Annotated in this window: 14 protein-coding genes; 8 read left to right on the plus strand and 6 right to left on the minus strand. The window is 65.7% G+C overall.

The annotated features are described in order from the left end of the window. Window positions 1-47: 47 nt before the first annotated feature. The 3 genes from AC0J42_RS05215 to AC0J42_RS05225 all read right to left on the minus strand — a co-directional run bounded on the left by AC0J42_RS05215 (window position 48) and on the right by AC0J42_RS05225 (window position 1,462). Window positions 48-377 (minus strand): YXWGXW repeat-containing protein, encoded by a 330-nt coding sequence (locus tag AC0J42_RS05215; RefSeq protein ID WP_416422585.1) that lies wholly within the window; start codon window positions 375-377, stop codon window positions 48-50. Between the two features lie 105 nt (window positions 378-482). Then, a complete protein-coding gene (locus AC0J42_RS05220) occupies window positions 483-815 on the minus strand; it encodes a DUF3509 domain-containing protein (RefSeq protein ID WP_416422586.1) in 333 nt (110 codons plus the stop codon). A gap of 242 nt (window positions 816-1,057) precedes the next feature. Continuing rightward, window positions 1,058-1,462: an HPF/RaiA family ribosome-associated protein gene (locus AC0J42_RS05225; RefSeq protein WP_473005438.1), complete on the minus strand. Its 405-nt coding sequence runs from the start codon at window positions 1,460-1,462 to the stop codon at window positions 1,058-1,060. Between the two features lie 253 nt (window positions 1,463-1,715). On the opposite strand from AC0J42_RS05225, the gene AC0J42_RS05230 reads away from it, so the two are divergent. Genes AC0J42_RS05230 through AC0J42_RS05240 form a run of 3 tightly spaced genes read left to right on the plus strand, consistent with a single transcriptional unit; the run spans window position 1,716 to window position 3,897 of the window. Continuing rightward, entirely contained in the window at window positions 1,716-2,021 is a 306-nt protein-coding gene (locus AC0J42_RS05230; RefSeq protein ID WP_416422588.1) for a DUF3649 domain-containing protein, read from the plus strand. Next, complete coding sequence (locus AC0J42_RS05235) at window positions 2,018-3,571, plus strand: PepSY-associated TM helix domain-containing protein (RefSeq protein WP_473005439.1); 1,554 nt, start codon at window positions 2,018-2,020, stop codon at window positions 3,569-3,571. Before AC0J42_RS05230 ends, AC0J42_RS05235 begins: the two co-directional genes overlap by 4 nt. Next, entirely contained in the window at window positions 3,571-3,897 is a 327-nt protein-coding gene (locus tag AC0J42_RS05240; RefSeq protein WP_473006813.1) for a DUF3325 domain-containing protein, read from the plus strand. The genes AC0J42_RS05235 and AC0J42_RS05240 overlap by 1 nt, the downstream gene beginning before the upstream one ends. On the opposite strand, the gene AC0J42_RS05245 is transcribed toward AC0J42_RS05240, so the two are convergent. After that, window positions 3,894-4,769, minus strand: a complete 876-nt coding sequence (locus AC0J42_RS05245; RefSeq protein WP_473005440.1) for a helix-turn-helix transcriptional regulator — start codon at window positions 4,767-4,769, stop codon at window positions 3,894-3,896. The two genes, AC0J42_RS05240 and AC0J42_RS05245, sit on opposite strands and share 4 nt — an antisense overlap. A gap of 131 nt (window positions 4,770-4,900) precedes the next feature. On the opposite strand from AC0J42_RS05245, the gene AC0J42_RS05250 reads away from it, so the two are divergent. After that, window positions 4,901-5,803 (plus strand): DMT family transporter, encoded by a 903-nt coding sequence (locus AC0J42_RS05250; protein WP_473005441.1) that lies wholly within the window; start codon window positions 4,901-4,903, stop codon window positions 5,801-5,803. Here AC0J42_RS05250 and AC0J42_RS05255 read toward each other — a convergent pair whose 3' ends face one another. Both AC0J42_RS05255 and AC0J42_RS05260 read right to left on the minus strand, forming a co-directional pair. Next, on the minus strand, window positions 5,804-6,778 hold the full coding sequence (locus AC0J42_RS05255; RefSeq protein ID WP_473005442.1) for a 2-hydroxyacid dehydrogenase: 975 nt from the start codon (window positions 6,776-6,778) through the stop codon (window positions 5,804-5,806). Between the two features lie 145 nt (window positions 6,779-6,923). Further along, on the minus strand, window positions 6,924-7,871 hold the full coding sequence (locus AC0J42_RS05260) for a LysR family transcriptional regulator (RefSeq protein ID WP_416422594.1): 948 nt from the start codon (window positions 7,869-7,871) through the stop codon (window positions 6,924-6,926). A gap of 187 nt (window positions 7,872-8,058) precedes the next feature. Between AC0J42_RS05260 and AC0J42_RS05265 the strand changes: the two genes are divergently transcribed. Genes AC0J42_RS05265 through AC0J42_RS05280 form a run of 4 tightly spaced genes read left to right on the plus strand, consistent with a single transcriptional unit; the run spans window position 8,059 to window position 12,845 of the window. Beyond that, a complete protein-coding gene (locus tag AC0J42_RS05265; RefSeq protein WP_473005443.1) occupies window positions 8,059-9,570 on the plus strand; it encodes an efflux transporter outer membrane subunit in 1,512 nt (503 codons plus the stop codon). 10 nt (window positions 9,571-9,580) lie between these two features. Beyond that, window positions 9,581-11,761, plus strand: a complete 2,181-nt coding sequence (locus AC0J42_RS05270; protein ID WP_416422596.1) for an FUSC family protein — start codon at window positions 9,581-9,583, stop codon at window positions 11,759-11,761. Window positions 11,762-11,764: 3 nt separating this feature from the next. Beyond that, window positions 11,765-11,965, plus strand: coding sequence for a DUF1656 domain-containing protein (locus AC0J42_RS05275; RefSeq protein ID WP_416422597.1), 201 nt, complete (start codon window positions 11,765-11,767; stop codon window positions 11,963-11,965). 10 nt (window positions 11,966-11,975) lie between these two features. Further along, the gene (locus AC0J42_RS05280) at window positions 11,976-12,845 is read left to right on the plus strand and encodes an efflux RND transporter periplasmic adaptor subunit (RefSeq protein ID WP_473005444.1); all 870 of its coding nucleotides are present in this window, start codon (window positions 11,976-11,978) and stop codon (window positions 12,843-12,845) included. The last annotated feature ends 57 nt before the right edge of the window (window positions 12,846-12,902 follow it).

Consider the following 12,902-nt stretch of genomic DNA (forward strand, 5'->3'; position numbering starts at 1 on the left):
CATCATGAACTGTGGGCAGTTGCAACGAGCGGCTGCAAAAAACGCGGTCAGTTCGCCCAGCCACCCTGGCGCCAGTGCCAGCCGTCGCGAGTCTGCACCCAGTGCGGGTGCACATAGCGGTAGCCCGGGCGCATCGGCTCCCAGTGGCCGCGCACCGGTACGTAGCGGCCGCCTTCCCAGGCCCAGTAGCCACGGGCCCACACATAGCCGGGCCGTGGCCCTGGCTCCTCTTCGATGACCTGCACCGGTGGCGCCTGGGGCGCCACCACTTCGACGTATTCACGGTGTACGGGGCGGCGGTCATGGACCACGCGCTCCTCGACGCAGCCAGCGGTGGCGGCGACGATGGCCAGCAGGGCGATGCTTCGCATCAGCATAGTGTCTACCTCTTGTAGTTTTCTGTAACAAGCTGGAAAACTACAGCAGCGACGACGGCCCGCACAGCGACTTTACCGGGGGCCTGTTATCGCGACAGGCAAGGTTCAGGCAACAGGGCGAAACGCTGGCACGTGCAAAATCTGGGCTGGCCTGGCGGCCGGCGTAGGCAGGTTCAGGGCGTCGCCGTCGGTCATGGCCGCGAGGATTTCCATGGCGCTGTGGCCGCGCTCGATGGCGATGCCGAACTTGATGCTTTCGATCAGGCGTTGCACGCGCTTGGGGTCATTGCGCTGGGCGGCGCTGATCATTCGCTTGGCCACTACCCCGGTTTCGTTGGACAGGGTCAGCATGATGCTGCCGTCTAGGCGTTCGATGCTGAGGTTGACCCGGTACTCGGGCTGGAAGGCATCGCTGATCGCTTGAAAGGGGTTATCCATGGTGCGTCACCTGAGATGTAAGACGTGCATCAATTGACTGGGGGTTTTCGCGTTAGTTCGAACCTCCAGTCCATTGAGTACGAAGCAAGGGCCATGCCGCGAACACCGGCAGGGTGTGGGAGCTGGCTTGCCAGCGAGCTGTCCAGGCGCCGAAAAACTCGCTGGCAAGCCAGCTCCCACAGGGTTGCAGGCACAAAAAAGGCGAGCCATGGTGGCTCGCCTTTCTTCGTTACAGGTTGTGTCTAGCTGTTGAGCACCTGTTCGTTCTCGAGGAATTCTTCCTGCAACAGGGCATCCGCCTGGTTGCCTGCACCATTCTGGCTATTCACCGCGCGTTTGCTGCGCAGCTTGCCGAACAGGTGTTCCAGGGCGTGGGTGAGCTTGATGGCGGCGCCATCCACTGCCTGATCCAGCGTGGCGGCCTTGTGGGTCACTGAAATCGGTTGGTGGCCTTTTGGCCGCGCTTCCATCTGGCAGCGCTTGTCGTGCGGGCCGGGCTTGTCGCCGTTCTCATCGGCCAGGTGAACCTCGATGCGGGTGAGGTCCTCTTCGTAGCGGTCGAGCGTGCTTTCGACGGTACTGCGTACCCACTCCTCCAGTCGGATGCTGCTTTGAATATGGTTGTCGCTATTGACTTGGATTTGCATAGTTCATCCCTTATTCAGCTAGCTCGCAAGAGATGCGCCGAGGGTGGAAATCAGCGCCTCTTGATTACAAGGTCGGGCACTTGGCCGAACAATTCAACCCCCCAACGAAGATAAATATTCAGTAACTGCATTCCCCTTGACCTGTAGCAGCTGCCGAAGGCTGCGTCACTGCGTCAGGATTCCTTTGCGCATGAGAATATTTATCATTAATATCGAAGTTTGACCGTCTTGTTACCTTGAGCCCGCCACTGCCATGAAAAGCCCTTCTGCCGGCCTGCCGGTTGCCTACCGCCTGGGTGTCTGCTCGCGCATCGTCGCGGCGGCCATGGGCGGTTATGTGCTGGCCGCGCTGGTGGGCATCAGCCTGGCGGCGCTGCTGCCGCTGGCGCGGGCCGAGGCGATGGTCAGCGGCATGATGCTGTCGTTCCTGGTGTACGTGGTGGCAGTACTCTGGTGCTTCGCCTGCCGTACCGCCACCCGCGCCTGGCTGGGCTTGCTGGCGCCAAGCCTGGTGCTGCTGGCGATCAATGGGCTGGTTTACTGGATGCAACACTCATGAAGGAAGGCTTTCGCCAGGCCATGGCCTGGCTGCACACCTGGGCGGGGTTGGTGTTCGGCTGGCTGCTGTTCGCGATTTTCCTGACCGGCACGCTGTCGTACTTCAAGGATGAGATCAGCCACTGGGCGCACCCTGAAATCGCCGCCTACCCGCTGGATGCCGCCGCCAGCCTGGGCCATGCCCAAGCCTACCTGCAAGCCCATGCGCCGCAGGCATCGGTGTGGTACATCACTGTGCCCGACGCCCGCCAAGCGGAGATTGGCCTGATGTACCCGGACGCCACGGGGACGTTCCAGCAGGTCAGCCTCGATGCCCACAGCGGCCAGGCAGTCACCGCCCGCGAATCGATGGGCGGCGAGTTCTTCTACCGTTTCCACTTCCAGCTGCAACTGCCGTACCCCTGGGGGCGGTGGCTGGCCAGCCTGTGCGCGCTGGTGATGCTGGCCACGCTGGTCAGCGGCATCATCACCCACAAGAAGATCTTCAAGGAGTTCTTCACCTTCCGCCCGCGCAAGGGCCAGCGCTCCTGGCTGGACGGGCACAACGCCGTGGGCGTGCTGGTGTTGCCGTTCCACTTGATGATCACCTACAGCAGCCTGGTGATCTTCATGACCATGCTGCTGCCGGCCAACATCCTGGCCCAGTACGGCTCGCAGACCGCGGCGGTGTTCGCCGAGCTGATGCCCACCTCGAACGTGCCGGCCGCCGCCAACCAACCGGCCCCATTGGTGCCCTTGGCCGATTTGTACGCGCAGTTCCGCGAGCATGCCCCCGGCAGCCACCTGGGCCTGGTAGAAGTCGATCACCCTGGCGATGCCAACGCCTCGGTGATCTTCGGCCGCCACGGCGCCGATCGCATCGTCCACCAGATCGGCCAGGGCCTGGTGTTCGACGGCGTTAGCGGTGCGCTGCGCGCCGACAGCCAGGTCAGCAGCCTGCCACTGGTGATTGCCGGTGGCCTGTATGGCTTGCACATGGGCCACTTCGCCGGTGCGGGCCTGCGCTGGCTGTACTTCCTCGCTGGCGTCGGCGGCACCGCCATGATCGGCACCGGGCTGGTGATGTGGCTGGGCAAGCGCCAGCTCAAGCACACCAAGAGTGCGCGGCCGCCGTTGCACCTGCGCCTGGTGGCGGTGCTCAACACCATGAGCATGGCCGGCCTGCTGCTGGCCGTGGCCGGCTTCTTCTGGGCCAACCGCCTGTTGCCGGTGGACCTGGCGGCGCGCAGCGACCTGGAGGTGCGGCTGTTCTTCTGGGTCTGGGGGCTGTCGGCGCTGCATGCAGCGCTGCGCCCGGCGCGCCAGGCCTGGCTGGAGCAACTGGGGCTGGGAGCGCTGCTGTTCGCCGGGCTGCCGCTGCTGAATGCGCTGACCACCGCCCATGGCTTGAATCATTCACTGGCCAGTGGCGACTGGGCCATGGCCGGAGTCGACCTCGGCGCGCTGGCCTGGGGCCTGCTGATGGCCTGGGCGGTGCGCAAGCTGTGGCGTCATGCGCCGGTCAAGCAGGCCCGCAAGCTTGCGCTGCAGGCCGAGGGCGAACCGTCATGATGCCGGTGGTCGCGCTGCTGTGTTATTCGGGCTTCACCGGCCTGTGCCTGGCCATGGACCGCCATTACCGTGACCTCACGGGGCGTGCGTTGCAGGCGCGGGTAGGCCTGTTCCTGCGTGTGGGCGGGGCGCTGCTGCTAGCCGCCGCCCTGGCCGTGGCGGCGCAGGCCGACGGCGGCTGGAGCATGGGCCTGGTGCACTGGTGCGCGGGGCTGATGGGCAGCGCCATGCTGCTGGTGTTCCTGCTGCCATACCGGCCGCGCCTGGCCCTGGGCCTGGCGGCCGCGGGGTTGCCGCTGGCGCCGCTGCTGGGCCTTGCGCTTTAACCCAGGAAAGCCGCCCGGTAGCTGATGGGGGAGGCACCCAAGGCCTGCCTGAAGCGATTGCTGAAATGGCTGGCGCTGGCGAATCCGCACGCCAGGGCAATGTCCCCCACGGCCAGGCGGCTGCCGCGCAGCAACGCGCACGCCCGCGCCATGCGCCGCGCCAGCACGTACTGGTGCGGTGGCAGGCCGAAACTGGCGCGGAACATCCGCGCGAAATGGTATTCGGACAGGTTGCACAGGGCCGCCAGCTCGCCCAGGGTCAGGGGCTGGTCCAGCGCACTGTCTACATGCTCCACCAGCCGACGCCGGTGGTGGCCAGCCAAACCACCGTTTACCCGCACGCCGTCGCGCAAGCCCGCCTGGTGCAGCAGCGTATGGCTGAGCAGCTCATGGGCCAGGCTGGTGCCCAGCAGGCGTTCGGCCGGCTCCTGCCAATCCAGGGCGATCAGCTGGCGAAAACGCGCAGCCTGGCGGGGCTCGTCGAGAAACGTCACCTCGCGCAGCTGCATCTCCCGCGGCTCGCGGTCCAGCAGCGTCACGCAGCCCAGGGCGAACTGCTGCTCGCTGAAATACAGATGCGCCAGGCGCAGCTCGCCGTTCACCACCCACGCCGAATCCTGCCCGGCCGGCAGCGTGCACAGCTTGTCCGGCGCGCCTTTGCGCCCGGGCGCGTCGGTGCGAAACGTGCCGGTGCCGCCGCCCACGTAGCAGGACAGCGTGTGGTGGCTGGGCGCCTGGTAGTGCTGCGAATCGTGGCGGTTGTTCCACAGCGCCGCTGTCAGGCCATCACCCAATGCAGCACTCTGCTCCAGGCGTGCGTGGGACGAGCGTTGCAGGCATTGGAATACCTGGATGGCAGGGGTTGGGGGCATGGTCGATTCCTCTGTGCGCATCGTACCGGTTGGCACCCCCCGTGGCAGTGGCTGGCCGATGAAAAGCGCAAGAATTGGCAAGTGCGCGGGGCAGGGCAGGGGGACACTGGGCCGCCACAAGGAGCGCTGCCATGAACCTGTTTCTCTACCTGCTCACCGTCCTCATCTGGGGCACCACCTGGCTCGCCCTCAAGCTGCAACTGGGGGTGGTGGCCATCCCGGTGTCCATCGTCTACCGCTTTGCCCTGGCGGCGCTGGTGCTGTTCGCCATCCTGTTACTCAGCCGGCGCCTGCAACCCATGAGCCGGCGCGGCCACCTGATCTGCCTGGCCCAGGGGCTGTGCCTGTTCTGCATCAACTTCATGTGCTTCCTGACGGCCAGCCAGTGGGTGCCCAGCGGCCTGGTGGCCGTGGTGTTCTCTACTGCCACGCTGTGGAACGCGCTCAATGCCCGGGTGTTCTTCGGCCAGCGTATCGCCGCCAACGTCTTGGGCGGTGGTGCCTTGGGGCTGGCGGGGCTGGGCCTGCTGTTCTGGCCAGAGCTGGCGGGGCACTCGGCCAGCCGCGAGACTCTGATTGGCTTGGGCCTGGCGCTGCTGGGTACGCTTTGCTTCTCGGCGGGCAACATGCTCTCCAGCCTGCAACAGAAAGCCGGGCTGAAGCCGCTGACCACCAACGCCTGGGGAATGCTCTATGGTTCGGTGATGTTGGCGGGCTATTGCCTGGTGCGTGGCGTGCCGTTCAGCGTCGACTGGAGCCTGCAGTACATCGGCTCGCTGCTGTACCTGGTGATCCCGGGTTCGGTGATCGGCTTTACCGCCTACCTCACCCTGGTGGGACGCATGGGGCCGGAACGGGCGGCGTACTGCACGGTGCTGTTTCCGCTGGTGGCGTTGAACGTGTCGGCGGTAGCCGAGGGGTATCAATGGACGGCGCCGGCCCTGGCGGGGCTGGTGCTGGTGATGGCGGGGAATGTGCTGGTGTTTCGCAAGCCCAAGCCGCCGGCCGTGGTGGCCGGCGGCAGGCTGGCCTGATCAGCCCTTGAACACCTGCGGGTTCACCAGGTCCTGCGGGCGCTGGCCTTTCAGCGCCGCGGTCAGGTTGTCCATGGCGCGGTTGGCCATGGCTTCGCGGGTTTCCGAGGTGGCCGAGCCGATGTGTGGCAGGGTCACGGCGTTCTTCAGCTGGAACAGCGGCGATTCGGCCAGCGGTTCCTTCTCGTACACGTCCAGGCCGGCGCCGCGGATGGTGCCCTTCTGCAACGCTTCGATCAGCGCCGGTTCGTCGACGATCGGCCCACGGGCGATGTTCACCAGAATGGCGGATGGCTTCATCAGCGCCAGCTCGCGGTGGCTGATCAGGTGCTTGGTTTTCTCGCTCAGCGGTACCACCAGGCAGACGAAGTCGGCCTCTGCCAGCAGTTGGTCGAGGCTGCGGAACTGCGCGCCCAGCTCTTGTTCGATGGCGGTCTTGCGGCTGTTGCCGCTGTACAGGATGGGCATGTTGAAGCCCAGGCGGCCACGGCGGGCGATGGCTGCGCCAATGTTGCCCATGCCGACGATGCCCAGGGTCTTGCCGTACACGTCGGTGCCGAACAGGTTGGGGCCGACGGTGGCTTTCCATTCACCGGCCTTGGTCCAGGCGTCCAGCTCGGCGACGCGGCGGGCGCTGCTCATGATCAGCGAAAAGCCCAGGTCGGCGGTGCTTTCGGTGAGCACGTCGGGGGTGTTGGTGAGCATGATGCCGCGTTCGTTGAAGTAGGCGACGTCGTAATTGTCGTAACCCACCGAGACGCTCGACACCACTTCCAGCTTGCTGGCGCTGGCCAGCTGCTTGGCGCCCAGCGGGCGACCGGCGCCGATCAGGCCATGGGCGTGGGGCAGGGCTTCGTCGAACTGCGCGGCAATGTCACCCTGCTTGGGGTTGGGCACAATCACGTCGAAGTCTTGCTGCAGGCGCTCGACCATGGGCGGGGTGATGCGGCTGAAGGCAAGTACGGTCTTTTTCATTGGGCTTGTTCTCGACAGTCGGGTGAAGAATGTGAGCACGCTAACATTCCCGCCCTTGTCGACACAAACCTTGTGGGAGCTGGCTTGCCAGCGAGCTTTTGCGTTTTGAAAAGCTCGCTGGCAAGCCAGCTCCCACAGGTTTCACTCAAATCGCCATGTTCAACTCATGGGTCTTCAGGTCCGCCTCATGCGCCGCCAGAATGTCCGGCAACGAGCCGCGCAGGTACTCCACCCAGGTCTTGATCTTCGCGTCCAGGTACTGGCGCGACGGGTAGATGGCGTACAGGTTCAGCTCCTGCAGGCGGTAGTCGGGCAGCATGCGCACCAGGGTGCCGTTGCGCAGGCCGTCGATAGCCGCATAGATCGGCAGCACGCCCACGCCCATGCCGCTGATGATCGCGCTTTTCATCGCGTCGGCGGAATTGACCTGGAACGGTGCATTACTGATGTTGACCATCTCCTGCCCCTCGGGGCCGTCGAACAGCCACTTCTCCAACTGCACCACCGGGCTGATCAGCCGCAGGCAGGCGTGGGACATCAGGTCGCTGGGCTTGCGCGCGGCGCCGTGGGCCTTCACGTACTCGGGCGAGGCGCAGACGATGCTGTAGGTGATGCCCAGGCGCTGGGACACGAAGCCCGAGTCCGGCAGCTCGCTGGCCAGCACGATGGACACGTCGTAGCCCTCGTCCAGCAGGTCCGGTACGCGGTTTGCAAGGGTGAGGTCGAAGGTCACGTCCGGGTGAGTCTTGCGGTACCGGGCAATGGCGTCGATCACGAAGTGCATGCCGATACCGGTCATGGTGTGCACTTTCAGTTGGCCGGCGGGGCGGGCGTGGGCGTCGCTGGCTTCCGCCTCGGCTTCTTCGACGTAGGCCAGGATCTGCTCGCAGCGCAGCAGGTAGCGCTTGCCCGCTTCGGTCAGGGCAATGCGGCGCGTGGTGCGGTTGAGCAGGCGGGTTTGCAGATGCGCTTCAAGGTTGGAGACCGCCCGCGACACGTTGGCGGTGGTTGTATCGAGCTGCACGGCGGCGGCAGTGAAACTGCCCGCTTCGGCCACGCAACTGAAAGCACGCATGTTTTGCAGGGTGTCCATGGGTCACTCTCTAAATAGACGGCAAATTGTCGCATGAAGTAACAATTGTCGTCTCGCTGCTTTATACCGATTATCGCTTTTTCCGTAACAAAGATTCACACGAACACCTGCTTATCGGCGCCCGTTTCACCCCCTAGAATCGGCGTCTCAAGGCAATCCCCTCTCTTTCAGTCAGGAATTAGCAGCTGTGCCGCGTCGCATATTTGGAAAGCTGAATGCTTTCAGCGTTTTGGCCTTAACTTTGACCATCAGCGGCTGCATCGGCACAGGAGGCATCGCCCCGCAAGGCAAGGCCCTGTCCGCCAACACCCTGGCCACCGACGAAGCCATCCAGGCCGCCGCCAAGGACGCCCATTGGCCAGCCAGCCAATGGTGGCGTGGCTATGGCGACGCGCAGCTGGACCAGTGGGTGGACACCGCGCTGCAAGGCAGCCCGACCCTGGCCATGGCCGCCGCCCGCGTGCGCCAGGCCAAGGCCATGGCTGGCGTGGCCGAGTCGGCCGAGTCGGTGCAAATCAATGGCAAGGCGTCGATGACCCGGCACAAATGGCCGACGGACAACTTCTATGGCCCCGGCGAACTGGCCGGTGTCACTGACTGGGACAACACCGCCGGCCTGGGCCTGAGCTACGACCTGGACCTGTGGGGCCGCGACCGCAACGCCACCGAGCAAGCCGTGGACATGGCCCACATGAGCGTGGCCCAGGCCCGCCAGGCGCAGCTGGAACTGACCAACAACATCGTCAAGGCGTACATCCAGCTGTCGCTGCAGTTCGCCCAGCGCGACATCGTCCAGGCCACCCTGGCGCAACAGCAGCAAATCTTGCAGCTGGCGCAAAAACGCCTCGACCATGGCATCGGCACCCAGTTCGAGGTCAGCCAGGCGCAGACGCCGCTGCCCGAAACCCAGCGCCAGATCGACGCCCTGGACGAAGAAATCGCCCTGAGCCGCAACCAGCTGGCGGCCCTGGCCGGCAAAGGCCCGGGTGAGGGCGCACGCCTGCAACGGCCGACCCTGGCCCTGGGCGCACCGCTTAAACTGCCGTCGGCGCTGCCCGCCGAACTGCTCGGCCAGCGCCCCGACGTGGTCGCCAGCCGCTGGCAGGTCGCGGCGCAGGCCCGTGGCATCGACGTGGCGCACGCCGGCTTCTACCCCAACGTCGACCTCACCGCCAGCCTTGGCTACATGGCCACCGGCGGCGGCATGCTGGGCTTCCTGACGGCTTCCAAGCTCAGCTACACCGTGGGCCCGGCCGTGACCTTGCCGATCTTCGACGGCGGCCGCCTGCGCTCGCAGCTGGGCGAGGCCTCGGCCGGCTACGACATGGCCGTGGCGCACTATAATCAGACCCTGGTCGAGGCCCTGAAGAACATCTCCGACCAGCTGATACGCCGCGAGTCCATGGACAAGCAGCAGGCCTTCGCCGCCCAATCGGTGGCCTCGGCGCAGAAGACCTACGACATCGCCCAGGTCGCGTTCCAGCGCGGCCTGACCGATTTCCTCAACGTGCTGAACGCCCAGACCCAGCTGTTCCACCAGCAGACGGTGCAGCAGCAGGTGCAGGCCGCGCGCCTCACCGCCCAGGCCGAGCTGGTGACGGCGTTGGGCGGTGGCCTGCAGGCCGGCAACGACGTGCCGAGCGACGACAAGACCGCGGCGCCGAAAACCCCGGCGGCCCTGGCCATCCTTAACCACTGACGGACCGATCATGACTTCTCTGTCTGCACCGCTGCGCCGGCTCGGGTCGCTGCAGTGGCGCCGTGGCTTCTTCGAGTGGGCGCGCAGCGACGGCGTCACCTGGGTGTATATCTTCAAGACCCTGCTGGCGGCGTTCCTGACCCTGTGGCTGGCCATGCGCCTGGAACTGCCGCAGCCACGCACGGCGATGATCACTGTGTTCATCGTCATGCAGCTGCAAAGCGGCCACGTGTTCGCCAAGAGCTTCTACCGTTTCCTCGGCACCATCGCGGGGTCGGTGGTCACGGTGCTGCTGATTGCGCTGTTCGCGCAGAACACCGAACTGTTCCTGCCCAGCCTGGTGATCTGGTTCGGCATCTGTTCGGCGGGCGCCGTGCGCCACCGCAACTTCAAGGGCTACGGCTTCGTGCTGGCCGGCTACACCGCGGCGTTCATCGGCCTGCCGGCCCTGGCGCACCCGGAAGGGGCGTTCATGGCGGCCATGTGGCGGGTGCTGGAAATCTCCCTGGGGCTGATCGTCTCCACGGCGGTCAGCGCGGCGATTCTGCCGCAGTCGGCCAGCGCCTCCATGCGCAACGCCATGTACCAGCGCTTTGGCGTGTTCGCCGGCTTCGTCGCCGAGGGCCTGCGCGGTGCCAGCCAGCGCGCCACCTTTGAAAGCACCAACGTGCGCTTCATCTCCGAGGCCGTGGGCCTGGAAAGCCTGCGCGGCGTGGTGGCCTTCGAAGACCCGCACATGCGCCGCCGCAGTGGCCGGGTCAGCCGCCTCAACAGCGAGTTCATGGCCATCACCACGCGCTTCAACGCCCTGCACCAGCTACTGGAACGCATTCGTGGCCGCGGCCATGCCGAGGTTGTCACGGCCATCGAGCCCGGCCTGCAGGCCCTGGCGCAACTGCTGGACGGTTTCGCCGGCCGCGCGCTGACCGTGGACGACGCCAAGCGCCTCACTGAACAGCTGTCCATCTACAAGGCCGAGCTGCCGTCCCACGTGCGCCGCCTGCGGGCCATCTTCGTCGAAAGCGCGCCCAGCGAGCATGATTTGCTGGACTTCCACACCGCCTACGAGCTGCTGTACCGCTTCGTCGACGAGCTGCACAGCTACGCCCAGACCCACGCCTCGCTGGCCGACCACAGCCATGCGCGCGAAAGCTGGGACGAGCCGTTCATGCCCCAGACCAGCTGGTGGGTGTCGGCCGCCGCGGCAGTGCGGGCCATGTCGGTGCTGGGCCTGCTGGGCAGCTACTGGGTGGCCACCGCCTGGCCCAGCGGCGCCACCATGACCCTGGTGGCCGCGGCCACCGTGGGCCTGTCGGCCGCGGCGCCGAACCCCAAGCGCATGTCGTTCCAGATGGCCTGCGGGACCATGCTGGGCGCGGTGGTGGGCTTTGCCGAAACCTTCTTCGTGTTTCCCTGGATCGACGGCTTCCCGCTGCTGTGCATGGTGCTGGCGCCGGTGCTGGTGTTCGGCGCCTTCCTGGCCTCGCGCCCGCAGTGGGCAGGGTACGGCCTGGGCCTGCTGATTTTCTTCTCGATCGGCTCGGTGCCCGACAACCTCACCGTGTACAACGCCTACGGCTTCATCAACGACTACATCGGCATGATCCTGGGCATGCTCGCCTGCGCCGCCGCCGGCGCCATCATCCTGCCGCCCAACAGCCGCTGGCTGTGGCAGCGCCTGGAGCACAACCTGCGCGAGCAGGTGGTGTTCGCCATCAGCGGCAAGCTGCGCGGCCTGGGCTCGGCGTTCGAAAGCCGTACCCGCGACGTGCTCAACCAGGCTTACGGCCTGGCCGCCGGCAAGCCCGAGGTGCAGCGCAACCTGCTGCGCTGGATGTTCGTGGTGCTGGAGATCGGCCACGCCATCATCGAGCTGCGCCGCGAGCAGGCGGTGTTGCCGGTGCACCCGGCCTACGCCGAGTCGCAGCCGTGGCGCCAGGCCATCCGCGCTATGGGCCGCTCGTTGATCCGCCTGTTCATCCAGCCCAGCCGCGCCAACCTGGAGCGCAGCCTGGCGGCAGTGGACCAGGCCATCTACTGCGTGCGCGACACCGACGAGCCGTTCGCCCGGCACTTCGACACCTCCGCGCTGCGCCGGGTGCAAAGCTACCTGCACTTCATCCGCAGCTCCCTGCTGGACCCGCAATCACCGCTTGCCGAGCTGGCGCCGCCGCGCCCGCCCAAGGACTGACCCATGCCTCGCGAAATAGCCTTTCATGGCGTGTACATGCCGACCATGACCCTGATGTTCCTGATTGCCCTGGGCGTGGGCTGGGTGCTGGACCGCCTGATCAGCGGCCTGGACCTGTACCGCTTCTTCTGGCACCCGGCGCTGCTGCGCCTGAGCCTGTTCGTCTGCCTGTTCGGCGCCATGGCGCTAACCGTTTACCGTTGAGACCGACCTGATGAAAAAGTTTTTCAGCCTGATTGCCACCCTGCTGATACTGGCCCTGGCCGTGTTCATCGGCCGCGAGTTGTGGGTGCACTACATGGAAACCCCCTGGACCCGCGACGGCCGCGTGCGCGCCGACATCATCAACGTCGCCCCGGACGTGTCCGGCTACGTGGTGGCGGTGCCGGTGCGTGACAACCAGTTGGTGAAGAAGGGCGACGTGCTGTTGCAGATCGACCCCGAGCACTACCAGATCGCCGTCAAGCAGGCCCAGGCGCTGGTCGCCTCGCGCAAGGCCACGTGGGAAATGCGCCAGGTGAACGCCAAGCGCCGCGCCGACATGGACAACCTGGTGGTGTCCAAGGAAAGCCGCGAAGACGCCGGCAACGTCGCCAGCTCCGCCGAGGCCGACTACCAGCAGGCCGTGGCTGCGCTGGACGCCGCCCAGCTGAACCTGGCCCGCACCAAGGTGCTGGCCACGGTGGACGGCTACGTCACCAACCTCAACGTGCACGTGGGCGACTACGCCCGCACCGGCGAGGCGAAAATGGCCGTGGTCGACAAGAACTCGTTCTGGGTGTACGGCTTCTTCGAGGAAACCAAGCTGCCCCACGTGAAAGTGGGCGACAAGGCTGACCTGCAAATGATGAGCGGCGAAGTGCTCAAGGGCCACGTCGAGAGCATCTCGCGCGGCATCTACGACCGCGACAACCCCGAGAGCCGCGAGCTGGTGGCCGACGTCAACCCGACGTTCAACTGGGTGCGCCTGGCCCAGCGGGTGCCGGTGCGTATTCATATTGATGAGGTGCCGGATGGCTTCCTGCTGGCGGCGGGGACTACGTGTACGGTGGTTGTGAAGGAAGGTTCGGCGGGGGCTGAATGATTTTTGCTGGGGAACAGCACCTGTAAGACCTTTCCGAAATTCTCCGATCGTCTTGCA

This window comes from Pseudomonas sp. Tav-5-1A (assembly GCF_055755055.1).

Coding starts and splice junctions, on each gene's coding strand:
- AC0J42_RS05215 (WP_416422585.1), bottom strand. CDS start 377: ATGCTGATGCGAAGCATCGCCCTGCTGGCCATCGTCGCCGCCACCGCT.
- AC0J42_RS05220 (WP_416422586.1), bottom strand. CDS start 815: ATGGATAACCCCTTTCAAGCGATCAGCGATGCCTTCCAGCCCGAGTAC.
- AC0J42_RS05225 (WP_473005438.1), bottom strand. CDS start 1,462: ATGCAAATCCAAGTCAATAGCGACAACCATATTCAAAGCAGCATCCGA.
- AC0J42_RS05230 (WP_416422588.1), top strand. CDS start 1,716: ATGAAAAGCCCTTCTGCCGGCCTGCCGGTTGCCTACCGCCTGGGTGTC.
- AC0J42_RS05235 (WP_473005439.1), top strand. CDS start 2,018: ATGAAGGAAGGCTTTCGCCAGGCCATGGCCTGGCTGCACACCTGGGCG.
- AC0J42_RS05240 (WP_473006813.1), top strand. CDS start 3,571: ATGCCGGTGGTCGCGCTGCTGTGTTATTCGGGCTTCACCGGCCTGTGC.
- AC0J42_RS05245 (WP_473005440.1), bottom strand. CDS start 4,769: ATGCCCCCAACCCCTGCCATCCAGGTATTCCAATGCCTGCAACGCTCG.
- AC0J42_RS05250 (WP_473005441.1), top strand. CDS start 4,901: ATGAACCTGTTTCTCTACCTGCTCACCGTCCTCATCTGGGGCACCACC.
- AC0J42_RS05255 (WP_473005442.1), bottom strand. CDS start 6,778: ATGAAAAAGACCGTACTTGCCTTCAGCCGCATCACCCCGCCCATGGTC.
- AC0J42_RS05260 (WP_416422594.1), bottom strand. CDS start 7,871: ATGGACACCCTGCAAAACATGCGTGCTTTCAGTTGCGTGGCCGAAGCG.
- AC0J42_RS05270 (WP_416422596.1), top strand. CDS start 9,581: ATGACTTCTCTGTCTGCACCGCTGCGCCGGCTCGGGTCGCTGCAGTGG.
- AC0J42_RS05275 (WP_416422597.1), top strand. CDS start 11,765: ATGCCTCGCGAAATAGCCTTTCATGGCGTGTACATGCCGACCATGACC.
- AC0J42_RS05280 (WP_473005444.1), top strand. CDS start 11,976: ATGAAAAAGTTTTTCAGCCTGATTGCCACCCTGCTGATACTGGCCCTG.